Raw genomic sequence first — 22,787 nt, 5'->3', positions numbered from 1 at the left:
CTACCGCTCGACCGGAATGTCGTCCGCGAGCAGCAGGACGAGCTCCTCGCGCGTCGGCCGCTCGTGCGCGGCCAGGCGCCCCGCCTGCCGTTCGACCATGCCCTCGAACAAGGTCCGCGCGTCGCGTCCGTTGGCCGGGTCGCCGCGCCGCGCTCGCCGCTCGAAGCGTTCCGTGAGCACTCCGTCGGTGCCGGGGGCGAGTTCGTACGCCAGGGAGCGGGCCTGCATCGCGACCATCCGGGTCAGCTCTTCGGGCTCGTATGCGACGAACTCGATGGTCCGCGAGAACCGCGAGCGCAGACCCGGGTTGGAGTTCAGGAACGTCCGCATCTCCTCGGTGTAGCCGGCTGCGATCACCACGATCTCCTCGCGCTGGTCCTCCATGAGTTTGGTGAGTACGTCGATGGCCTCCTGGCCGAAGTCCGACCCGGCACCGAAGCGCCTCGACAGGCTGTACGCCTCGTCGATGAACAGGACGCCTCCCCGGGCCCGTTCGAAGACGCGATTCGTCTTCTGCGTGGTCTGCCCGAGGTATTCGCCGACCAGATCGCCGCGGGCCACCTCGACGAGATGTCCCTTCTTCAACGCGCCGAGCGCGGCCAGCAGTTGTCCGTACAGGCGGGCCACGGTCGTCTTGCCCGTGCCGGGCGGACCGGAGAAGACGAGGTGGTGGGCGAGGGGCGGCGCGGGCAGACCGGCCTCCTTGCGCCACTTGGCCAGGCGGATCAGGTCCACCTGGACGCTGACCTGCTGTTTGGCCGCTTCGAGGCCGATCATGGCGTGGAGCGCGGCGAGCGGGCCCGCTTCGGGCCGTTCGATGTCCGCGTCGGTGGCGCCCGTGCGGACGTCGACGAGGGGGACGCGGTCGTTCCCGGAGACGGCCGCGCCGCGGAAACCGGTCACCTCGCAGTCCTCGAACCGGCCGATGACCGACTCCGCGAGCCGGATGCCGTCCTGCTCGCCCCCGCTCAGTACGGCATGGGTGACGGTCACCCGGCTGTTGCCGTTCGCGATGACGGCGCATTTGGCCGAATCGATGACCGTGAGCCGCTCGGCGTCCACGGTGGCGTTCGACACCACCAGGACACCGGCCTCCCCGGCGCCGGTCACGACACAGTCCTGCGCCGAAAGACTGGTGTTGTCCCGGCAGTTGAAACCGAACAGGGCGGCCCGTTCGATGGTGCACCGCTCCGCCCGCAGCTGCGCCTTGCCCTCCAGGCAGATTCCGGAGGCGGCCAGGTCGGCGATGCTCGCCCCGGCGAGGGTGACGGAGACCGCGTCGCCCCGGAGCACCAGTCCGTCGTCGCACCTCTCCAGGTGTACGTCGCTCAGCTCGGCCGTCGATTCCTCGCGGATCAGGATCGCGGTCGTGCTCTGGTCGCTGATCCGCAGCCCGGTGAACCGGCCCTGCGCCTTCTCCGTGAGCAGCCCGAGCCTCCCGCCCCGGACCACGCAGTCGTCCATGACGGGAGCGCCGCCGCCCGACACGCTGATGCCGGTGTCCCCGGATTCCTCCCACGAACAGCCGACGAACCGGCCGCGCCCCTGCTCACCCACGCTCATCCCCGTGACGCGGCAGTCGCGGAACCGGACCCGGCGCACGGTGGGATCGGCGCCGCGGGCCACGTACATCCCGTGCTTGGCACCGGAGACGGTGGTGTCCTCGACGGTTCCGCGGGCCTGATCGACGTACGAAAGGGCCGTCGACGCGATGTCGCGGATCTGGCAGCGTGCCAAGTCGACCTCCGCGTGCTCGCGGGCGAGCACCGCGTGGCTGCCGGCGCCGTACAGCTCACAGTCCTCGATGACGGCGGACGACGCGATGACGCTCACGGCCGCGCCCCGGGCATCGGACACCCGGCAGTCACGGAGTTCGGCGCGTGCCCCCTCGGTCAGGGCGATCGCGTCGGCCTTCGCCTCGTGGAACCGGCTGCGGCGGACGGTGGCGCGGGCCCCGGCGAGCGAGGTGCGACCGATGCGGATCTCGCAGTCCTCCACGGTCAACTCGGCCCCGCTCACTGCCTGTACGGCGTCCTCGGCCCACCCTTCGACGGCGCAGCCGGCCAGCCGCAGCCGGCCGGCCGCCCGTACGGCGGCGGCCGTACGACCGACGATGCGCAGCCCGGTCAGGGTGACGTGCCCGGAGCAGTCGACGGCCGCGGCGCCCGCCGTCCCGGCCGGCACGTCGATCACCACGGTGTGCCCGCCCTGGGCGGCGGACAGTTCGACGGTGCCCGACGCCTGGAGGGCCTCCGGGTAGGTGCCGGGTTCGATCACGACGCGTACCCGCCGGGCTCCCGCCTCGACCCTCAGGGCGGAGGCGATGGTGCGGTGGGCGCCCGGCGCGGTGGGCGAGACGTACAGGGTGAGCGTCTCTCCCGTGGCGGCGGGGGACACCGGTCCACCGTGCGCGGCGCCACCGCCCGCGTCGGACCGGACCCGGTCGAGCGCCGAGGCCAACTGCTCCGGGAACACGTCGAGTCCGTGCCAGTACTGGAGGCCGGGGGAGTGCAGCGGCACGATCTCGACGAGCCGCGGATCGGTCCCTACGGGGAAGACCCGGCCCGGCAGCGGTGCGGGCGGTGCGGCGTGGGGCGCCGGCCGGGCCAGCACCGCGGTGGCCGATCCCGTGGATCCGCCGCGCCGGGTCAGGGCAGCTCCGATCCTGACCTCACTCAACTCGCCCCAGTTCAACAGGCGTTCGGCGCCGCCCACGGCGAGTCGCAGCCCTTCCCCGTCGAGCCGCAGCCGACAGCTCCGGCACAGACGCCGGGCCAGCCACCCCGTACCCGACACGGCGAAGGCGATCCCCGCGGCCGCGGCGGCGGCCCGCGCCGGGAACCCGACTCCGTGGCCCGCCGACCCCGCGCCCGCGGCGAGCATGGCGACGAGGATCACCAGCCACCGCACCCTCAGCACGAGGACGGCGGGCCAGGACAGCAGCCGACCCGGTACGGTCACTCCACCGGTCCGGTCGAAGGGGAGCGCGGCGGACCCGCGCCAGCGGTCGCCCGCGTACGGAAGGAAGAGCTGCTCCATGCGCGACGGCGCCTGCGCCGAACTCCCCACCTCCACGTGCCGGAGGTCGAAGGCGACGGCCTGCCAGTGCCGGTCCCACTTCGGCGAACCGCGCAGCGCGAGCCCTGCCGGACTGCCCGCACGCGGCCGGATCACGAGTCGCCCCTGAAAGGCCGCGGCCGCGACCGCCGTGGCGGAGACGCCGACGGGGGAAGCCCCTGGGGCGGCCGGGCCGGTCTTCCGCGAGGGCAGCAGGAACAGCGCCTCCACGTCGTCCCACGCGAGCCGCACCCGGCGCCGCCCGCGCCGCAGTTCGACCCCGTCGGGCCCCACGGTGAGGACCTCCGGCGACAACGCCCGCACGAGCAGCGGCACGAGCACCACGGCCCACACGACCGCGCCGGCCCCCAGTACGGCCCGCTGCACCGGAGTGCCGGCGCTCCGAGCGGCTCCGAACGCACAGAGCGCGAGCGCCACGGCCGTCAGTGCGCCCAGGGCGACGACCGCCGGCCGGGTCCCCTTCGAGGTACTCAGGCGGGTGGCCTCGGGAGGCCCCCCGCGCCGGACATCGCTCCCCACAGACTGCGTCGCCATCACACCCCCGTCGGCATGCGTTCGCATGTCCGTTCACGCTAATGCAGGGGTGTGCGGGCGACGCCAGTGACGACTTCCCCAGCGACCGGTTTCGGCCAGGCCGTCAGGTCCCCAGGGCTCTGCGGAGGCCGAGCCGGTCGGTGCCCAGCTTGGTGAAGACCGCCGACAGGAGTTCGGAGACCGCCTGGGGGTTGCTGTGCATCTTCGCCGCGATCGCCGTGTTGTCGAGGCCCAGCGCGGCGTGCTCGGCCGCCGCGCTCTCGGCCACGGTCAACGTGTCCTGTTCGAAGGTGTGCAGCCGACGGGGGCGCAGGCCGGCCGACACCAGCTGGGAGCGGGCTCGGCGTGCGAGGCCGTCGGCGCCGCAGGCCGCGGCGGTCTCCATGCCCCGGTAGAGCTGCTGCGCCGCCCGGTGCGGGTCACCGAGGATGTGCAGGGCCGTGCCGTGATCGACGAGCGCGTGGGCGAGCTCGCAGGCGGCCGGGGACTGTTCGAGGTGACCCACCGCCTCCTGCAGCAGGACGGCCGCCTGCGCGGGGTCCGTGACCGCCGCCGACACGCGCAGGGCGTGGCCGATCACGCTGGACGTACCGAACGCCCGCGCCCGGGCCACCGCTTCGGCCGCCGTGGCACGTGCCTGCTCGGGCGCGCGGGAGAGCTGCGCCAGCGCCAGGTCCAGTTGCCACGGACTCCACGACGGATTGCGCGTGCCGCGCAGATCCAGCCGCTTGCCGGCCGCCGCCAGGTGCCGCAGCGCCTCGTCGGTCCGGTCCTGGGCCAGCAGCAGTTTGCCCCACACGGCCTGCGGGTCGGGATAGACGACGGCGTTCGGGAAGCCCTCGCCCAGCTTGTAGGTGTGGGCGACCCGCTGGGCCTCCTCGGTGTTCCCGCGGGCGAGCAGTGTCTCGATGAGCGTTCCGATCGCGTACCACTGCGCCGGGATCCCCTGGCCGACACGGTCGGCGATCTGCAGGCCGTTGCGTACGAAGTCCTCCGCCTCGGCGAGCCGCCCGCGCCGGTAGCGGACGTACCCGAGCAGGGTGTACACGAACGACAGGTGCGCGCCGCGCCAGCCCTTCGCCTCGAACTCGACGATGCCCGTGTTGAACAGGTCCTCGGCGCGGCCCGGCTGGTCGCAGTACATCAGCGTGACCGCGATGACCGACGGCACCTCGAACCCGAAGTCCTGGTCGGTCCAGCTCATCCCGCCGTCCAGTGCCTGTTCCGCGTACTCCAGCGCCGTGGTGGCGGGCTCGCCGCGCATGGCGGCGTCCCAGGCCCGCAGACCGAGGATGTGCCGCTCGGCCAGACCGCGGCCGGTGATCCGCTTGGCGAACTGGGCCAGGAGCCGGGAGCGGGCGGGCGAGTTCTCCTCGTCGACCCGGACCGAGTTCCACTTGAACTGCTCGGCCTGCATCCGCAGCCGGGTACGGGAGCTGCTGGCCTGCTTGGCCTCCTCCTGGAGCAGTCCGGAGGCCTCCGCCAGCTGACCCGTGTGGGCGAGGGCCTGGGCCAGCCGGTACGTGATCGCCTCCCGCAGGCCCTGTTCGGCCTTGGGCTCCTCCAGCGCGGCCCTGAGCTGGTTGATGGTGGTCGCGGGATCGTGCAGGAGGTTCGCGGAGCCGAGCTCGAACAGCACCTCGGCCCGGTCCTCCGCGTCCGGAGGTTCGCGCAGAGCACGGGCCAGATAGCGGCGTGCGGCGTCGGGCGCTCCCGCGGAGAAGCTGTCGCGCGCGGCCTGGCGCAGCTGCTGCACGACCCAGGGGTCGCCGTCGGGGTGCATCTCGAGCAGGTGACGGGCGGCGGCCGCGGCTCCCTGCCCGTCGTCGACCAGGGCCTGCGCGGCCATGCCGTGCATCGCGACGCGCACACCGGGCGGAATCGACCGGTACACGGCGGTGGCGACGAGCGGATGGAAGAACTCGACGACCTCCTTGCGGCGCAGGCCCGTGAGGACGGTCAGGATGCGCGCGGCCCGCAGCTGGTTGATGGCGTCGGCGACCTGGGCGTCACCGAGGGCCGCCACGCTTCCGACGATGCCGGTCGGGACGGCCGTGCCGAGCACCGCCGCGGCCCAGGCGAGCCGGACGATGGACGGACCGAGCTGTTCGAGACGGTCGATCAGACCGCTGCCCTTGACGGCGGAGGCCAGGTCGCGCAGCTCGGGGATGCTGCCCTGGTGCGGCTTCAGCTCACGGTCGCGGCCCTTCATGGCCAGTTCGACGACCTCGAAGGGGTTTCCGCCGGTGATCGCCCAGCACTCGCGGCAGAACACGTCGTCCGCGCTCTGGCCGAGGGCGTCCCGCACTATGCGGGCCACCGCGGTCGTGGTGAGGGGAGCGAGCTCGTGCGGACGGGTCCCCTGCCGGCCCATGAGGGCGCGCAGCGCGCCGGCGCCGGCGGGGATCTCGTCAGGCCGGCAGGCCACCATGATCAGCATGGCGAGTTCCTCGGCCCGCGCCGCGAACGCGGTCAGCCAGGCCAGGGACTCGGCGTCCGCCCAGTGCGCGTCGTCGAGGATCAGGACGACGGGGGCGCTGCGTACCGTCAGGTGGGTGACGACCCAGTCCAGGCCGTCGCGCACGCCCTGCGGGTCGGGTGCCGTCGGACCTTCCGGTGCGGCGGTGAGCCCGAGTGCCGGGGCGACGATGCTGTACCAGGTGCCGAGGACGTCACGCCGTTCGTCCTCGCTCATGGCGGCGAAGGCCGGCTGGATGAGCTGCCGCATCACGTGGAACGGAACCTGTTTCTCCTGCTCGCCGCCGCGGGCGAACAGTACGGTGCACGATCGCTCGGCCGCGTGCCGACGGGCCTCGACCAACAGGGTGGTCTTGCCGATGCCGCCCGATCCCGCGAAGGTCAGGACGCCCCCGCGGCGTGCGGTGGGACCGTCCTCCGCGGTGCCGCACAGCTCGTCCACCGCGCGGTGGATCGCGCGAATCTCGGATTCCCGTTCGAGCAGCGGCTGGGTCGCCCACCCTCGCGGTTCCGTGACATGTGACATTCTTGCCCCCTCCAGCGCGTGCGGCCGAGTGTACGACCCTGGGGACGAGAAGTTGCTGCTTAAGCACATTATTGCGGGATCACGTCACCCGTAAGGGGACAACGCTGTATCCTCTGCTGGCTTTACGCGGGTCGTGACGACGGGTGATCGACGAACTCGCTTTGAAACGAGCGCAATCGATCATATTCCGTCAATGGCGTGAAACGGGGATCATCGGAAGCTCGCTGGGCTGGGGCATCCCCGCCGGGAGTTCCCGTACCGTCACTCCCGGAGCGGGTACCAGCCGCCACCGCGAGGCCACCGTCGCGACGGCGGTCAGGATCTCCGCCACGGCGAACGTGTCCCCGATGCACTTGTGCTGGCCGGCGCTGAACGGGATGTACCGGTGCGCGCGCGGCTGCTCGTCCGCGTTCTCCTCCCAGCGGTCCGGATCGAACGCCGTGGGATCGCGGAACAGCGCGGGATCGCGGTGCAACGCGTAGGGACTGTAGGCCAGTTCGGCGCCGGCCGGGATCGAGACCCCGCCCAGTGTGAGCGGGACCAGCGCCCGCCGGGTGAACAGCAGCGGCGAGTGGAGGCGCAGGGCCTCCTGGAACACGTGGTTCGCGTACGGCAGTTGCGCGATGTCGGACGGGCGGACGCGGCGGTTGCCCACCACCGCGTCGACCTCGTCGTGGAGGCGCTTCTCCACCTCGGGGTGGCGGCCGACCTCGTGGAACACCCAGGACAGGGTGGTCGCCGAGGTCTCCGTACCGGAGAACAGGATGGCGATGACCTCGTCCCGCACCTGCTCGGGGCTCATCGTCGTGCCCGTCTCCGGGTCGACGCTCGACAGCAGCAGGGACAGGAGGTCGTGGCGGTCCCCCGCCCCGGTCCCCTCGGCTCCGTACTGCGCGATCACCTGGTCGATGATCCCGCGCAGGCGGGCGGCCGCCGCGTCGAAGCGCCTGTTCAGCGGGATGGGCAGCCGGTCCAGGGATTTGGGCATGACCGCCCGCAGCAGCATTCCCTCCAGGACGATCGGCAGCGAGCGGTGCACCTCGGCGATGGCGGGCCGGCTCAGGTCCCCCGAGAAGATCATCTCGGCCACCGAGGACAGCGCGTACCGCCGCGCCTCGGTGACCATGGAGATCTCCCGGCCCGCCGTCCACGACGCCGTCATCTCCTCCGCCGCCCGGCTCATCACCTCGGCGTACTCGGCGATGTGGCTCCGGTGGAACGCCGGCTGGATCATCCGGCGCTGCTTGCGGTGGAACTCGCCGTCCGTCGTCACGATGCCGTTGCCGAACATCGGCCGCAGTCGGTCGAAGATCCGGCCGCGCCCGAACTTCTGCGCCTGCTGCACCAGTACGGCGTGGACGTGGTCCGGGCTCGTCAGTACGTGGACGGGCCAGGTGCCGATGTCGAGCCGCACGATGTCGCCGTGCTCGCGCAGCGATTCGAGGAAGGAGATCGGCTGCCGCCACAGGGGGATGGCGTGGCCCAGGAGCGGTAACCGCCCCGGAGCCGCCGGTGCGTGGACCGCAGGGCCGAGTTGTTCCGTACGGGCCATGGGTCGACTCCCTGTCATGCCACCGAGACGAGGTCCGGGCGGGTGTACGCAGACTCCAGCCCGGCCGCGAACCGTTCGTCGCTGTACCGTGTGCACTCGTAACGCTGCCACAGATCAGCGCCGATCATCCAGTCTTCGTAACTCCGCACGCAGCGGGTGACCGCCGCGCGCAAGGGGGCGTCCATCTCCCCCTGGGCATCGATGACTTGAAACAGTCGTCGCTCCGCCGCCACGTAGTCCTCTATGCGGACTTGGATGCGTGCCTCGACCGACCGGACCGCCTCCGGAAGCGAACGTCCTTCCCAGGAGGCGATGAGGGAGACCAGGTTGTTGTTGTCCCCGCAGGCGTGCTCCTTCGGCAGCGAGAACACGTCGTTGCCCCACGAGATGATGTCCACGGCGCTCTCCATGACCGCCCGGAAAGCGGGGAGGTCGTGGACGTGCTGCGGCAGGTCGATTCCCAGTCCGGCCTCCACCATGTCCATCATCGGCAGCAGTTGGGAACTGTGCCGGCGCATGAGCACGTAGTCCTGCACCGAAGGGCGCCTGGGGGCACCGCGATTGCCCGCTTCCTGGTCCAATGAGTGCAGCATCTGGGGGACATGTGTTCGGTATCGGGCCGCCGTTCCCGCGGACATGCCGTCCAGGATCCGGTCGCACAGCTCGATGAATCCGCCCACCAGTGGATTGCGGCGCGATGACGGCTGCGAGGTCCTGCCCGTGGCCAGATACTGGTTGATGGCATCGGTGACGGGCCGCCAGGCGGCAAGTTCACCCGTCCTGATGAGGTGGTCGTGCTGATCGTCCAGGACGAACGACCAGGCCATCCACTCGGCGAGCAGCACGATGGTCTCGTACGGCACATCGCCGCTGACGCGGCCCGCGAGGTGTCCGCAGCCGATCGCCGTGAACTGCTCGGCGGCATCGGTGACGAGCTCGTGGCCCAACGCCCATGACGTGGCCTCGGTGTTGGCCCGCGCGGCCAGTGGATGCTTGGAGTTCCCGAACGGAAGGTGGAAATCGGGAACAGGGAATGGGTCGAGCCGGGCCATTGATCCCCCCACGGAAGAGTCGGATTCGCCAATACCCGCTCAATGTACGATCGTCATGACGCGTGCGATTTCGGAGCACCCCACCGCCGCGGCGTCGTCACGGCCGCACACTCCGCAACTGCCGGAAAGAACCGGTCGGGAACCGACCAGAACCCGTCCGCACACGACTACATCAGGCCACCCGTGAAGTAATTAACCCCCAGGGCGCGGGGCACTGTCAATGTAGAAAGTGCGGAGATGCTGCATTCTCCCTGCTATTACGCAAGGAATATCCCCCAAGGATATGCGGGCGGCATAGTCCCGGCTATTCGGAGTGCGATCATCCGGATCGATCGGCCGTCATGGGCGTCTTCCGGCCACTCCTCGGACCGTTGGAACGGCCGCCCGCCAACTCAGTGGACGGTGGCGCCTGTTGAAGGTGGTGCGGAGATGCCGTCCGCCGGTGGCCGAAGAGCGCCGTGGACGTGTGAGCCACTCCCTACACTTCGGGGGGACGCGGCCGTCCGGGAAGGGCGGGGAACATGATCGAGCACCATGCGGCGGACTCGGGCGACGGCGAGGAGGCCGATGTCCTGGGGCCCTACCTCGAAGTCCTGCGGGGACGCCTGAGCGGCGAGCGGTTCGAGGTGCTCATCCGGGCCGTCCAGACCACCTGCGCACTGCTCGCCGAGGGCCGCGAGGCCGTCCTCGAAGTGCCGGGGGAGACCGATCTCGTCCCCGACCTCCAGTGCGAGTACCTGTCCCTGATGGCCGTGATGATCACGGGCCACCTCGATCACCGCCTCGTCGAACTGGCCGCCCCCGACGGCGGCAAGGGCTGGGCGGTCGTGGACAACACCCGCCCCCGTCAGCAACCCGCGCTCGCGGGGACCGTGTCCCCGTGCGAGGCCGCCGAGCGGGCATGGATCGCCAAGGAACTCGACGGCATCGCCCGCGCCTCGGACGATGCGGGCGGCCGGAGCGCACGGGGCTGACGCGCACGGGGGTGGCGCGCACGGAAGCCCGCCGGACCGCCGGACCCCTGGACCGCCGGACCCCTGGCCCGGCGGTCCGGCCGCTCTCCTACCGGCCGAAGGAAAGGATCGCGTGGGAGACCTCCGACGGCTTGGGGCTGTACACCCGGCCGTTGAGCAGGAAGAGCCGTCCGCCCGCCCAGGCCAGGCGCACCGTGTTGGGGTAGAAGACGGATTCGGCGCCCTTGGTGCCGTCCGGGGTCGGCAGGACCATCTGCGGTTCGCCGCCGGTGGCCACCGGGAGCGCCGCGACCGCGCCCGCCGCTCTGGGGCCGGACTGGACGTAGACGAGGAGCTTGCCGTCCTCGACGGCCAGCGGCCACATGGCACGGTCCTTGGGCGCGGCCGCGTGCCACTTCTCGGCCCCGCTGTTCAGGTCGACCGCGACGACCTCGTCCGTCGCGTCGATGCCGAGGCTCGTGCCGGGTTTGCCCGCGGCGATGTAGAGCGTGTCGGCGTCGACGACGGCGCCGACGCAGCCGTGCAGATCACCGCTGCCGTCGCCCCATCCGTTGCACCGGCCGGGGACCCCGAACTTGGACTCGGTCTGCGAGCGGACCTTGCCCTCGGCCGTGAAGGCCGTGATGTTCCAGACCTTCCGGTCGGAGTGGTACGCGGCCACGACCAGGGGGTCCACCGAGTAGATCCGGCCCAGGTTCCAGCCCTTCTCGTACAGGTGGTTCCACCGGGGAGCGCCCGTCGCCGGGTCAGTCTCCTCGATCATGGTCTGGGACTTGCCCGCCGGGTCGTTCGGGTCGGGGCAGTTCCGTACGTTGATCAATGTGGCACCGCCGCCGCCGACGGCCGCCGGATAGCACGCGCCCGTCTTCGACGTACCGAAGAGCTTTCGGCCGTCGGTGACCGAGAAGCCGCTGACGACGGCCGAGCGGGCGACCGCGACGGTGTCCCCGGCGATCGCCAGCCTGAACTCGACGGCGGTGTCGTAGGAGTTCTCCTGCGGCACCTCGACCTTCCAGCCCGCCTTGCCCGTGGTCAGGTCGATCTGCTGGAGGTGGGTACAGCGGGCGCCCTCGCCGTCGCTCGACTTGAGGCCGACGACCAGTTTTCCGTTCGCGGACGGGGCCGGCGCGACTCCGCACAGCGGACTCTCCAGCGCGACCTTCCACCGCTCCCGGCCATCGGTCACCGCATGGGCGGTGACCTCCTTGAACATCGCCCGGACCACCACGTCGCCCACCCGCCACGGGCCGTACTGCGAGGTCCCCGAACCGGGTACCTCGGTCCTGTTCTCACTCAGCCAGACCGGGGCCTCGCCCGGCTTGATCCCGGCGTTGAGGTCGGACACGTCCGGGCCGCCGCCCGTGCCCTTGCCGTCGCCCTTGTCGACCGAGGGGGAGGCGGACGGCGTGGCCGGTTCCGCCGCCGCCGCGGCCGGCGCCTCGTCGCGGCCGTTCCCCACCAGGGCGTACACGCCGCCGCCGATCACCAGCAGGCCCGCGACCAACGCCGCGACCAGCACGGCGGGCCGGCCCCGGAACGGGCTCCTGCTCGCCCTGCCCGGCCCCGGCGGCAACGGGCCGCCGAAGCCCGGTTGTTGCCCCGGCCGGCCGTGAACACCGGGCTGCGCGGGCTGCGGAGGCGGTGGGGGCGCGGGCAGCGGCTGGGCGTACGGGTTCCCCGGAGCGGGGCCGGAACCGGGCGTCGGCGCCCGGTAGTCGGAGCCGTAGCCGGGCTGTACGGCGGGCGGCGGAGCGGGGTCTGCCGCCCGCCCCGCGGGCCGCCGCTGATCAGGGTCGGGCAGTTCGTCGAGGTCGCGACCGGTCATGGTGCAAGTGTTGCCGGTGAGCCATCCCGGCTGGAACGCATTTCCGGACGAAGGGCGGTCCGGTCAGCCGCCCAGTCGTGCGTGCAGGAACGCGGTGACCTCCGTACGGGCCCTCAGCGCCGGGTGGTCCTGCGGGGATTCGCGTACCTCCAGGGTCAGTACCGCATGGGCCTGCCGGCCGAAGCCGTCGACGTTGCCCGGGGCCGAGCTGAGCCGGATGACCTTGAAGGCCTCGCCGAGCCGGGAGCTCAGGGTGTCGAAGCGCTCCTCGGGGGCCATCCAGTCCTCGCTGAACCGAAGCCCCATGACGCACAGGCCGTTGTCCCGGGTGCGCTCGACGACGCGCCGCAGCTCGTCCTCGGAGACACCGGCGTCCGCGCGCCGGGCGGCGGTCAGCGCGATCGGGGCCGACGGCTGGCTCATCACGGGGGCCAGGACGACGTCGTCCACCGCCGCGGCCAGGGCGAAACCGCCCGTGAAGCAGAGGCCGATGACGCCGACCCCCGCTGCGGGCGTACGCGCGGCCAGGTCGCGGGCGAGGGCCCTGAGGTAGTCGGCGACGGGCCGGCGGGCGTTCGTGGCGAAGGCCCGGAACTCCGCGGACACGCAGATGCGGGCGAAGACCGCCGCCGTCCGGGCCAGGGACAAGGGTTTGCCGGGCGTACCGAACAGCGAGGGCATCACGACGGTGAACCCCTCGTCCACCAGGTGTTCGGCGAGGCCGAGCACCTCGGGCGTGATGCCGGGCAGCTCCGGCAGGAGCACCACCCCCGGCCCTTCGCCCTTCTCGAAGCAGTCGTACGTGAGCCCCTCGGCGGAGAACGGAGCCCGGCGCCAGCCGGCGAGGGTGGAAGTCGGTGCGGTGCCTGTCATTGCCCCTGCTCTCGGTCGGGTCCCGGCGTCGGCAGCCGACTGTACGCCGCGTCCATGCCAAGCAGACGCCCGGACCGGGGTCCGTCAACCGGGAGGGGGCCCGGTCATCCTCCCGGGGCCGTCCCACCCCGTCGGGTGAACGGGGCGCCCGCCGGATCCGCCAAGGCCCGTGGGCACTGGTCCGGGAGGGGGTCCGGGGCCGCTTCCGCGCGGGGGCGAGAGGCGCGAAGGGAGCTCCGGCGGCACGGAAAGGATCACATTCGATGCCACGATTCCCCCGCACACAGCGGGCAGGCAAGGCTGCGAAGCCGTTCACAGGGATGAGAGGTACGAAAGTGGCGCCTCAGGTGGTCGACGAAACGGCTCAGCGTCTCCCCGCGCGGAGGGGGGCGGGCAACGACGCCGCGAGCGCGGCTCCGGCCGCACGCGTGCCCTCCCCCACCGCACCCGAACCGGACCCCGAGCGGATCGACGCCGAACTCCTCATCGCCGCCTCGGTCCTGCTCGCCGACGCGGCCCTCACGGCCAAGCAGTCCGGCGCGGAGCTGACCGGCGCGATGTTCAGCTGGAGGTTCGGGCTGGAGGCGCTGCGGCGCCCCGGCTGGGCCCTCGGTACGGCCGTCTCCTGCGCCCGGGCCCTGACCGGATCCGCCGGGCTCGGGTTCGGGGCGAACGGCGGCGTCATCGGCGAACTCCTCCGAACGGCCGGGAACGTGACGTACCGTCGGCCCGCCAAGGTGGCCATGGCGGTGGACGCCTTCGCCCTGCGGATCAAGGCGGCCGCGATCGACCACCCCAACCTCGACGCCCCGGCCGCCCGCCGCCTCACCGACGCGATGGTGGCCGGGAACCGGCTGGAGGCGGCGCGGGCGATGCACGCGCTGATCGAGCTGCTCGGCGTGACCCGCGCCCTGACCACCGTCACCCCCGTGATCATGGAGCTGATGGCCCTGCTCGGCATGCTCGACGAGAACCCGGTCAACGACGACTTCTCCTGGGTGACGCTCGCGGGCGGCGTGCCGACCACCGACCCGGTCCTCGGACTGCCCAGCTCGGTCCTCAAGTTCCTCAACCCCGGGCCGGGCCGCGCCGAGCGCACCGAGCCGGACCCGATCCTCGCCAAGGTGCTCGCCACCTCCCGCAACGACATCGTCAGCTACGTCAACGACATCGGGGCCCTCGGCAACCACGGCCTGGTGCTGCTGCGCCGCGTCGAGTGCACCGACGGCGCCGTACGGTACGTACTCCTGCTGCCCGGCACCAGCTTCGCTCTGCTCAGCAACAGCACCCCGCAGGACCTGGTCGGCGCGTTCGACGGACTGCTGCGCACCGACACGACCTACACGCGCGCGGCGAAGAAGCTGCTCCGCCGGGCCGGGGTGCCCACCGGTTCGGATCTCATGATCGTCGGGCACAGCCTGGGCGGGATGACCGCCATGAACCTCGCCTCCGACGTGGAGGTCTCCGCCACCTACCGGGTCAGCCACGTGATCGCGATCGGCTCCCCGATCGACAGCAAGCGGCCCGCCGACCACACCACCCAGGTGATCAGCCTCGTCAACAAGCACGACGTGATCCCGGGACTGGACGGGCGCGGACCGGCCTCGCCCCACGACATCCCCGAGAACTGGGTCGAACTGGCCTGGCTGGACGAGTCGTACGACTACCCGCTGTCGCACGCCCCGCAGGCCTATTCCGACGCGCTGCGCGGGGTGTTCACGCCCTACCGGGACCAGGTCAACAAGCTGATCACCGAGTACGACGGCGAAGTCGTCGGCAACCAGCCCTACATGCTGCGCGACAAGTGACCACAAGGGAGACCGACCGATGACCACTGCCGACAGCCCGGCCACCGCGGCGCGACGTCCCGCCACCGCCTGGCCCCTGGAGAACGCCGTGTTCAGTGCGGCGATGGTCGCCCAGCGGCTGCCCTGGGTGGACGCCCCGGCCCGCGCCCTCGGGCTGGACATGCTGACCCGGGACGGGGTGACGCGCGGGCTGCTGGCCTTCCTGCGGCGCACCCGCTCCGGCCGTCCGGTACAACTGAGCACCCCCTTCGGGCCGTTCCTGCTGCCGCTGGCCGCCGCCGACGCCGCGGGTCTGCTCGCGGCGGCGGATGAGGCGGGGGCCCTCGCACCTGCGGTCGGCCTCACGGCCGGCGGACAGCGGTACGGCCTGTCGCCGCACGTGCCGCTGGCCCGTGACGCGGCCGTACCGGCGGCGGAGCTCGGCGCCCTGCTGGCCGAGGACGTGGACCGGGTGATCGCGGCGCGGCGCGGGGACGGCACGCTGGAGTGGCAGGACTGGCAGCGCGGCATGCGGCGGCTGAGCCGGCGCGTGGTGGCGGGCGCCGCGGCCGTCGAGGACACGCTGCTCAGCGAGGTGCTCGCGGCGGCGACCGAGGCCGCCGGCGGCCGGTCGTACGCGGGCCGGGCCGAGGCCCTGTGGCGCCGGCTGGCACCGTACCTGGCCGACCCGGACCCCGCCTCCCTGGCGGGCCGGTTCCCGGCCCCGGGCCCCGGGCGCAAGGGGGGCGATCCGGACGCCGCCGGACCGGCCGTCGCGCACGCGCTCGCGCTGGTGTCCCGGGCCGCCGCCGAGACCGTGCTCCAGGCGCTGGCGCTGCTCGCCGTGGGCGCCGCCGTGTCCCCGGAAGCAGCCGTGGCCGAAGCCCTGCGCCGCTGGCCGCCGGTGGCGGCGGCCGTGTACCCCGTACGCGCGGACTTCGTCTGGCAGGACCTGGCGGTCGAGGCCGGGACCGAGATCCTGCGGGTGCCCGGCTGGCTGCGCGGCCTGGACGGTGAGGACCGCCCGGACCCGGCGCCGACGGGCACGTCGGCCGCGGCGGGGAGCGAGGGGATGCCGCCGCTGTGCGGGGCCCCGACCGGGTGCGCGGCGACGCGCTTCGCGGCACTCGTCGCCGAGCACGTCGTGCGGGCCGTCACCGAGTCGGTCCGCCCGCTGCTGATCGCCCCGCGGTTCACCGCGGACCGGCTGCCGGACACGCTCGATCCGCGGACGCTGGTGGTGGCCCTGGAGGACCTCACCGCCCGGAAGGGCAACGGGCGGGTGACGGTGGCCGTGCCGACGGCGGTGCCCGTCTCGGCGTTCGGCTACGCGCCGGCCGCGTACGGAGCCCTGGCGCACGCCAGCGCCGACCGGCTGGAGCGGCACGCGGAGAGCCTCGCCGCCTGTGCCGGGAACAGCGGCTGGAACACCGACGAGGAGGGCGAGCGGTTCCGCATGATCCTGCTGGGCCACGCCGAGCGGTGCGCGACGGCCGCCGACGGCGTACGGCAGGCAGCGAAGCGGCTGACGGACTGACGGACCGGGACGGACTGATCCATGCACACTTCGGCATCCTTGCCCGCGCCCGCGCCCATGGCGGCAGGCGGCCGCGCCGCGGTCCTCGCCGGGCTCGGCGCGTACGTGCCCCCGCGCGCCCTCACCAACGCCGAGCTGTGCGGACAGCGGCCCGTCGGAGACGAGTGGATCCGCGAGCGCATCGGTGTGGCGAGCCGGCGCATCGCCGACGGTGAGGCCACCGTCGACCTGGCGGTACGGGCCGGCCGGCACGCCCTGACGGCGGCCGGGGTGACCGCGGTCGACGCGGTCGTCCTGACCACCATCTCCCCGGACCGGCTGATGCCGGCCGGGGCCCCGGAGGTCGCGGCGCGCCTCGGGCTGGGCACCGTACCGGCGTTCGACCTGTCATCGGGGTGCAGCGGGTTCCTGTACGGCCTGGGCGTGGCGACCTCGATGGTCACCGGCGGCGCCTTCGGCCGTGTGCTGCTGGTCGCCTCGGACGTCTTCAGCGCGTTCCTGGATCCCCAGGACTGGCTGATGTCCGCCATTTTCGGCGACGGGGCGGGCGCGGTGGTGCTGTGCGCGGGCGAGGCCGGCGCCCCCGGGACGTTCGGGCCCTTCGACCTGGGCAGCGACGGCGCGCAGGCCGACCTGCTGGAGATCCCGGGCGGCGGAGCACGGGCGAGGAAGCGGCAACTGGCGGATCCGGGAGCGGAGTTCTCCCCGTACTTCCGGATGGACGGGCCCGTCGTGCGCAAGCAGGCGGTGGTCGGGATGTGCGACTCCGTGACGCGGGCCGTGGACCGGGCCGGCTGGCGGCTGGAGGACGTGGACGTGCTGGTCGCCCACCAGGCCAACCAGCGCATCCTGGACGGGCTCACGGCCGAGCTGGGCCTGGCACCCGGGCAGGTGCTGTCGCACATCGAGGCGTACGGGAACGCCGGGGCGGCCTCGGTGCCCGTACTGCTGGCCCAGGCGGCCGCCGCCGGGAGGCTGTCGCCGGGCCTGCGGGTGGCGCTCACCGCGTACGGGGCCGGGCTGGCTTGGGGGTCGACCACCCTGGTCTGGCCCGAGGTGCGGGCGGTGGCCGAGGGCGGCTGAGCCGGCCCCGGGCCGCCCCCAGCCGGGCCGCCCCCAGCCGGGCCGCCCCCAGCCGGGCCGCCCCCAGCCGGGCCGCCCCCAGCCGGGCCCGGCCGGCCCCCGGAGCGAGTCGGCCGCCTGACGTGCGGACTACCAGAAGGGCGTGTCCCGCCTGCGCCGTTCCCGGTCCACCAGGGCCTGTACGGCGGCCTGCGACTCGGCGCACAACAGCCGGGCCGCGGCGGCCCGGGCGGCGTAGGACTCGGGCCGAGGAGGCGCCGGGATCGGCTCGCCGATGGTGACGAGCCACTTCGCGGGCAGCGGGAAGGGCGTGGTGATCGGGAAGTAGGGGAGGCCGAAGAGGCGTGCCAGGGCCGGGATCTCCCCGACCCGGGGGCACGCCTCCTCGGCACCGATGACGGACACCGGGATCACGGGGGCTCCGGCCCGCACGGCCGTGACCGCGAATCCGGGACTGAACGGCCGGAGTTGATAGCGCTTGCGGAAGGGCTTTTCCAGACCGGAAAGCCCTTCGGGAAACACCCCGACGAGTTCCCCGGCGGTCAGATGTTCCATTCCCAGCGTCGGATCGAGGGGAATGGCGCCTTTCTTGCGGGCGTACGGACCGAGGACCGGGAACCGGAAGACCAGCGGAGCCGCGGGAACGTGCAGGGGCCGCGTGAGGCTGCGGGCGAAAATCTTCTGGAGGACGAAGGCGTCGAGCCCCCAGGCGCCCGAGTGGTTGGCGACGACGACGGCGGGCCCTTCGGTCGGGATGTTCTCCACCCCTGCCACTTCGAGCCGGAAGTAGTCGTCGACGAGCCAGTCCAGGAACCGGTCCCAGGCGTCCTCCCCGACATCGCCGAGCAGCCGCCGCACGTTCCTGAGCTCGGCCCCGGCCACGTCGATCACATCGGTCATGCTTTCCGACACGAATGATCCCCACTCTCACATTTCGAATCATCAACAAGCTGGACAGGGACGGGTTTTGAGTAAATACCCTGCCGTGATACCTATTTGAGCACGAGAAGGCCCTGCCCTCGCACCTTGCTGCAATCGCACCGCTACCGCGAATGAGAGATGCCGTGACTACTTCCGCGCCGGAATCCGTTCTCGACGTGATCAGCGAACTGCTCGTCGAGAAGTTCGAAGTCCCCTCCGAAGACGTCCGGGGAAACGCGCCGATGCGCGATCTGCTGGTCGATTCGCTCATGATCGTCGAGATGGCCATCGCCGTTCACGAGACGCTCGGCATCAAGGTCGAGGAGGAGGAGCTCCGCGCCGCCACCCTCGCGGAGTTCGCCGCGGCCGTCGACGAACGGCTGACGGACCGTTGATCAGACGCCCCGAGGCCGTCGTGACCGGGATCGGCCTGGTGACGGCCGCCGGATGCGACCGGGACACCACGTGGTCGGCGGTCCGCGCCGGCCGCGCCACGGCGGTCCCCGACCCCCTGCTGCACGGTCTGCCCGTCTCCCTCAGCTGCCGCGTACCGGAGCTGGACCACCCGCTCCTGCACCGGCGCGGCTCGGCCCACCTGGACCCCGTCGACCGGTTCGGCCTGGTGGCCGCGGCGCAGGCACTGGACCACGCCGGACTCGACCCCCGGGAGTGGGACGGCGGCCGGGTCGCCGTGGTCACCGGAGGCGGCCTCGGCGGCGTCCTGACCCAGGACAAGGCGCTCGCCCGACTCCGGGAGCAGGGACCGGAGTTCGTCTCCCCGTACTTCCTCCCCGGCTATCTGACCAACATGACCTGCGCCAACATCGCACTGCGCTTCGGGGTGACCGGACCCGCCCTGGCCACGTCCACGGCCTGTGCCTCGGGCACCACCGCGCTCGGCCTCGCCCGGGACCTGCTGGCGACCGGTCAGTGCGACATCGCCCTCGTGTGCGGCGCCGAGGCGGGCGTCACCCGGCTGGTGGTGACCGGGTTCTCCCAGCTGGGTGCCCTGTCGGACACGGGATCGCGCCCGTTCGACGCCACCCGCGACGGCTTCGTCATCGCCGAGGGCGCCGGCGCGCTGGTCCTGGAGCGCCCCGAGCACGCCGCGGCCCGGGCGGCCCGGCCCCTCGCCCGCCTCATCGGCCACGCCGCCTCCACGGACGCGCACCACCTGGTGGCCCCGCACCCCGAGGGCCGCGGGGCCGAGCAGGCCGTCCGCGCCGCCCTCGCGGACGCGGGGATCGGCCCCGAGGACGTCGGCCACGTCAATGCGCACGGCACCTCGACCCGGCAGAACGACGCCATCGAGGCAGCCGTCCTGCGCCGCGTCTTCCCCCACCGGCCACCCGTCACCTCGGCCAAGGGGGCACTGGGGCACACCCTCGGGGCCTCGGGCGCCATCGAGGCGGCCCTGACCGTCCTGGCGCTGGCCGAGCGGATCGTTCCGCCCACGGCGGGGCTGGCCGAGCCCGACCCGGGGACGGACATCGACGTCGTCGCCGGTACGGCCAGGGAGCACGCCGGGCAGGTCGCCGTCAGCAATTCCTTCGGATTCGGCGGCCACAACGCCGTGGCGGTACTCGCCCGGCCCTGACCGCCCCTGACCGCCCAGCCCTGACCGCCCCTGACCGCCGCCCCGCCTCGCCCCTGACCGCCCCGCCCCCGACCGCCCCGGTCCGCTCCGGATCGGCCCCTGGCGGCGCCGGGAAGCGGCCCCGGGCGGGCAGGGCGACCATGGGGGTGTGGAAGGTGCGTCATGACCGAGCAGATGCCCATCGAGGATCTGATCAGCGGCGCCGCCCAGGACGCCGGAGGCTGGCTCGGCTCCCTGCCCGTGGCGCAGCTGGCCACCGGCGCCGACGGGACGATCGTCCGCTGGAACCGCGCGGCGCAGGAGCTGCTCGGCTACGCCCCGCCGCAGATCGTCGGCCACCACATCGCCGACCTCCTCCACCCCGGAGCCGACCGCAGCCTCGGCCGCGCCCTGTGGGAGACCGCCGTCACGGGGCGCGGGGTGATGGGCACCGTGACCGCCTGGCACCAGGACGGACATCCGCTGGAGCTGGAGATCTGGGCCTGCCCGGTGCCCAGCCGGCGCCACGGCGCCTCCGCGGTCCTGGTCTTCGCCGCCGACGCCCACGCGGCCCGCAGGATCCGGGGATCGTCGGCGGTCTGGGACGGCCTGTTCGCCCGCTCGCCCGTCGGCATCGCCATCCTCGACACGCAGCTGCGCTTCCTCCAGGTCAACCCGGCCCTGGAGGCGATGAACGGCCTCCCGGAGTCCGCCCACATCGGGCGGCGCCTCGCGCAGGTCCTGCCGGAGGTGAACGCGGAGGACATGGAGGACGCGATGCGGCAGGTCCTGGCCACCGGGGAGCCGGTACTGGACCGCCGCCGCTCGGGGCGCACCCCCGCGGAACCCTCCCGCGACCGCGTCTGGTCGTGCTCGTACGTCCGGGTCGAGGACCCCGGCGGCCGCCCGATCGGCGTGATCGCCTCCCTGCTGGACATCACCGAGCAGCAGCGCGACCACGTCGAGGCCGAGGCCGGCCGCCGCAGGCTGGCACTGCTCAGCGAGGCCAGCGTCCGCATCGGCGCGAGCCTGGAGCTGGAGCGCACCGCGCAGGAGCTGGCGGAGCTCGCCGTACCGCAGCTCGCCGACGCCGCCACCGTGGACGTACTGGACACCCTCGCGCGCGGTGACGAGCCCGGCCCGGGGCTCGCCGGGGGCGTGGGCCTGCGGCGCCTCGGCAAGGCACCGCTGACCGGCTCCGCGGTGATCGGCATCCTGGCCCCGCTGGGCAGGACCCTCGTCTTCCCGGCGGCCGCCCCCTACACCCAGGCCCTGGCCGCCCGCAGGCCCTTCCTGATCGCGCACCTGGACGAGCAGGCCGTCGCCTCCGCCGCCCGCCACACGAGCAAGCCAGCGCAGCTCCTGCCCGTCGGCGTGCACTCGTTCATGATGGCGCCGCTGATCGCGCGGGACCTCGTGCTCGGCGTCGCCACCTTCTACCGCACCAGCCCCGTCGGCCCGTTCGGACCCGACGACGTCACCCTCGCCGGCGAGCTCGCGGCCCGGGCCGCCATCAGCATCGACAACGCACGCCTCTACCACCGCGAGCACGAGACCGCCGTCATCCTCCAGCGCAGCATGCTGCCCCAGCACATCACCCCGCCGCCCGGTATCGAGGTCGCCCACCGCTACCTGCCCGCCAGCGACGTCAACGAGATCGGCGGCGACTGGTACGACGTCCTGCGGCTGCCCGGCGGCAAGGCGGCCCTGCTCATCGGCGACGTCATGGGCCACGGCATCGCGGCCGCGGCGGTCATGGGACGGCTCTCCGCCAGCGTGCGCGCCCTCGCCCGGCTCGACCTCGCCCCCGAGGCCCTGATGCACCAGCTGGAGGCGACCCTCGACGACCTCGCCGATCCGATGATCGCCACGTTCCTGTACGCCGTGATCGACCCGGAGACCGGCCGCTGCCGCATCACCCGCGCCGGCCACCCGCCGCCCGCGGCCGTCAGCCCCGACGGCACGGTCAGCCTCCTCGACCTGCCGCCCGGCACCCCGCTGGGCGTCGGCGGGACCGCGTACTCCACCACCGACCTCACCCTGCCCCCGGGCAGCCTCCTCGTCATGTACACCGACGGCCTCGTCGAGGCCCGCGGCAGCGACATCGACGAACGCCTGGCCGAACTGACCCGCCTGCTCGCCGAACCCCCGCGCTCGCTGGACCAGTTGTGCGACTCGCTGATCACGCACCTGGTCCCGGCGTCCGCGGACGACGACATCGCCCTGCTCGTCGCCCGCATCGGCACCGACCCCCACACGCCCCCGCCTCCCTGACAGGCAGGATGGGGGGATGGAGTTCACCGAACTGGAGGAGCGGGCCCGCGCGCTCGCGGCCTCGGGCGGGCGCCGGATCCTCGGCATCGCGGGACCGCCCGGAGCCGGCAAGTCCACCCTCGCCGCCCGCCTCGCGCAGGCACTCGGGCCCGAACGGGCCGTGGTCGTGCCGATGGACGGGTTCCACCTCGCCCAGGCCGAACTGGAGCGGCTGGGGCGGGCCGACCGCAAGGGCGCCCCGGACACGTTCGACGCCGCCGGGTACGCGGCACTGCTGGCCCGGCTGCGCACGCCCGCCGCCGCCGCGGTCTACGCCCCCGCCTTCGACCGGTCGCTGGAGGAGCCCGTCGCCGGGAGCATCCCCGTCGACCCTGCGGTGCGCCTGGTGATCACCGAGGGCAACTACCTGCTGTACGAGGCGGGGGAGTGGGCGGCGGTACGGGCGCTCCTCGACGAGGCCTGGTTCCTCGCGCCCGACGACACCCTGCGCGTACGGCGACTCGTCGACCGCCACGTACGCCACGGGAAGGCGCCGGCCCGGGCCGAGGAGTGGGTGGCGCGCTCGGACGAGGCGAACGCCCGGCTGATCGCCGCCGGCCGGACCCGGGCCGACCTGGTGGTGGAGTAGGGGGCATCCGCCGGATCAGAGCCGGACCCGACCTTGATCCGGCGGCTCCTCAGGGGCGTACGCGGCGGCAAGGGGGCGCGCAGCGGATC

Annotated in this window: 15 protein-coding genes; 8 read left to right on the top strand and 7 right to left on the bottom strand. The window is 73.0% G+C overall.

Annotated features, from left to right (window positions below; all coding sequences use genetic code 11):
• The 4 genes from ADK52_RS33390 to ADK52_RS33375 all read right to left on the bottom strand — a co-directional run bounded on the left by ADK52_RS33390 (nucleotide 1) and on the right by ADK52_RS33375 (nucleotide 9,220).
• Nucleotides 1–3,612, bottom strand: a complete 3,612-nt coding sequence (locus ADK52_RS33390; RefSeq protein WP_053693600.1) for a right-handed parallel beta-helix repeat-containing protein — start codon at nucleotides 3,610–3,612, stop codon at nucleotides 1–3.
• 103 nt (nucleotides 3,613–3,715) lie between these two features.
• Nucleotides 3,716–6,616, bottom strand: a complete 2,901-nt coding sequence (locus ADK52_RS33385; protein ID WP_053693599.1) for an ATP-binding protein — start codon at nucleotides 6,614–6,616, stop codon at nucleotides 3,716–3,718.
• A 190-nt stretch (nucleotides 6,617–6,806) separates the two neighbouring features.
• Nucleotides 6,807–8,168, bottom strand: coding sequence for a cytochrome P450 (locus ADK52_RS33380; RefSeq protein WP_053693598.1), 1,362 nt, complete (start codon nucleotides 8,166–8,168; stop codon nucleotides 6,807–6,809).
• 14 nt (nucleotides 8,169–8,182) lie between these two features.
• Nucleotides 8,183–9,220, bottom strand: a complete 1,038-nt coding sequence (locus ADK52_RS33375; RefSeq protein WP_053693597.1) for a terpene synthase family protein — start codon at nucleotides 9,218–9,220, stop codon at nucleotides 8,183–8,185.
• A gap of 521 nt (nucleotides 9,221–9,741) precedes the next feature.
• Here ADK52_RS33375 and ADK52_RS33370 point away from each other — a divergent pair.
• Nucleotides 9,742–10,194, top strand: a complete 453-nt coding sequence (locus ADK52_RS33370) for a hypothetical protein (RefSeq protein WP_053693596.1) — start codon at nucleotides 9,742–9,744, stop codon at nucleotides 10,192–10,194.
• Between the two features lie 88 nt (nucleotides 10,195–10,282).
• On the opposite strand, the gene ADK52_RS33365 is transcribed toward ADK52_RS33370, so the two are convergent.
• Nucleotides 10,283–12,019, bottom strand: coding sequence for a PQQ-binding-like beta-propeller repeat protein (locus tag ADK52_RS33365; RefSeq protein ID WP_159046085.1), 1,737 nt, complete (start codon nucleotides 12,017–12,019; stop codon nucleotides 10,283–10,285).
• A 63-nt stretch (nucleotides 12,020–12,082) separates the two neighbouring features.
• Entirely contained in the window at nucleotides 12,083–12,892 is an 810-nt protein-coding gene (locus ADK52_RS33360; RefSeq protein ID WP_053693594.1) for a dienelactone hydrolase family protein, read from the bottom strand.
• 428 nt (nucleotides 12,893–13,320) lie between these two features.
• Here ADK52_RS33360 and ADK52_RS33355 point away from each other — a divergent pair, with 428 nt between their 5' ends.
• Genes ADK52_RS33355 through ADK52_RS33345 form a run of 3 tightly spaced genes read left to right on the top strand, consistent with a single transcriptional unit; the run spans nucleotide 13,321 to nucleotide 17,299 of the window.
• Nucleotides 13,321–14,700, top strand: a complete 1,380-nt coding sequence (locus ADK52_RS33355) for a lipase family protein (RefSeq protein WP_053693593.1) — start codon at nucleotides 13,321–13,323, stop codon at nucleotides 14,698–14,700.
• Nucleotides 14,701–14,719: 19 nt separating this feature from the next.
• On the top strand, nucleotides 14,720–16,216 hold the full coding sequence (locus tag ADK52_RS33350) for a hypothetical protein (RefSeq protein ID WP_053693592.1): 1,497 nt from the start codon (nucleotides 14,720–14,722) through the stop codon (nucleotides 16,214–16,216).
• Nucleotides 16,217–16,237: 21 nt separating this feature from the next.
• Nucleotides 16,238–17,299, top strand: coding sequence for a beta-ketoacyl-ACP synthase 3 (locus ADK52_RS33345; RefSeq protein ID WP_234344356.1), 1,062 nt, complete (start codon nucleotides 16,238–16,240; stop codon nucleotides 17,297–17,299).
• 129 nt (nucleotides 17,300–17,428) lie between these two features.
• On the opposite strand, the gene ADK52_RS33340 is transcribed toward ADK52_RS33345, so the two are convergent.
• Complete coding sequence (locus ADK52_RS33340) at nucleotides 17,429–18,199, bottom strand: lysophospholipid acyltransferase family protein (protein WP_053693591.1); 771 nt, start codon at nucleotides 18,197–18,199, stop codon at nucleotides 17,429–17,431.
• Nucleotides 18,200–18,363: 164 nt separating this feature from the next.
• On the opposite strand from ADK52_RS33340, the gene ADK52_RS33335 reads away from it, so the two are divergent.
• From ADK52_RS33335 to ADK52_RS33320, 4 genes are all read left to right on the top strand, one after another.
• On the top strand, nucleotides 18,364–18,615 hold the full coding sequence (locus ADK52_RS33335; RefSeq protein WP_159046084.1) for an acyl carrier protein: 252 nt from the start codon (nucleotides 18,364–18,366) through the stop codon (nucleotides 18,613–18,615).
• Nucleotides 18,615–19,817: a beta-ketoacyl-[acyl-carrier-protein] synthase family protein gene (locus ADK52_RS33330; RefSeq protein WP_420714980.1), complete on the top strand. Its 1,203-nt coding sequence runs from the start codon at nucleotides 18,615–18,617 to the stop codon at nucleotides 19,815–19,817. Before ADK52_RS33335 ends, ADK52_RS33330 begins: the two co-directional genes overlap by 1 nt.
• 162 nt (nucleotides 19,818–19,979) lie before the next feature.
• Complete coding sequence (locus tag ADK52_RS33325; RefSeq protein ID WP_053693589.1) at nucleotides 19,980–22,070, top strand: SpoIIE family protein phosphatase; 2,091 nt, start codon at nucleotides 19,980–19,982, stop codon at nucleotides 22,068–22,070.
• A 16-nt stretch (nucleotides 22,071–22,086) separates the two neighbouring features.
• Entirely contained in the window at nucleotides 22,087–22,698 is a 612-nt protein-coding gene (locus ADK52_RS33320) for a nucleoside/nucleotide kinase family protein (protein WP_053693588.1), read from the top strand.
• The last annotated feature ends 89 nt before the right edge of the window (nucleotides 22,699–22,787 follow it).

The organism is Streptomyces sp. WM6372 (assembly GCF_001279655.1).
Taxonomy (GTDB): domain Bacteria; phylum Actinomycetota; class Actinomycetes; order Streptomycetales; family Streptomycetaceae; genus Streptomyces.
This window is presented reverse-complemented; position numbering and strand designations above follow the sequence as displayed.

What these genes read in the sequence shown, in the direction of transcription:
- ADK52_RS33370 (WP_053693596.1), top strand. Translation starts at nt 9,742, where the DNA reads ATGATCGAGCACCATGCGGCGGACTCGGGCGACGGCGAGGAGGCCGAT.
- ADK52_RS33360 (WP_053693594.1), bottom strand. Translation starts at nt 12,892, where the DNA reads ATGACAGGCACCGCACCGACTTCCACCCTCGCCGGCTGGCGCCGGGCT.
- ADK52_RS33390 (WP_053693600.1), bottom strand. Translation starts at nt 3,612, where the DNA reads ATGGCGACGCAGTCTGTGGGGAGCGATGTCCGGCGCGGGGGGCCTCCC.
- ADK52_RS33380 (WP_053693598.1), bottom strand. Translation starts at nt 8,168, where the DNA reads ATGGCCCGTACGGAACAACTCGGCCCTGCGGTCCACGCACCGGCGGCT.
- ADK52_RS33375 (WP_053693597.1), bottom strand. Translation starts at nt 9,220, where the DNA reads ATGGCCCGGCTCGACCCATTCCCTGTTCCCGATTTCCACCTTCCGTTC.
- ADK52_RS33350 (WP_053693592.1), top strand. Translation starts at nt 14,720, where the DNA reads ATGACCACTGCCGACAGCCCGGCCACCGCGGCGCGACGTCCCGCCACC.
- ADK52_RS33345 (WP_234344356.1), top strand. Translation starts at nt 16,238, where the DNA reads ATGCACACTTCGGCATCCTTGCCCGCGCCCGCGCCCATGGCGGCAGGC.
- ADK52_RS33365 (WP_159046085.1), bottom strand. Translation starts at nt 12,019, where the DNA reads ATGACCGGTCGCGACCTCGACGAACTGCCCGACCCTGATCAGCGGCGG.
- ADK52_RS33325 (WP_053693589.1), top strand. Translation starts at nt 19,980, where the DNA reads ATGACCGAGCAGATGCCCATCGAGGATCTGATCAGCGGCGCCGCCCAG.
- ADK52_RS33385 (WP_053693599.1), bottom strand. Translation starts at nt 6,616, where the DNA reads ATGTCACATGTCACGGAACCGCGAGGGTGGGCGACCCAGCCGCTGCTC.
- ADK52_RS33340 (WP_053693591.1), bottom strand. Translation starts at nt 18,199, where the DNA reads ATGACCGATGTGATCGACGTGGCCGGGGCCGAGCTCAGGAACGTGCGG.
- ADK52_RS33320 (WP_053693588.1), top strand. Translation starts at nt 22,087, where the DNA reads ATGGAGTTCACCGAACTGGAGGAGCGGGCCCGCGCGCTCGCGGCCTCG.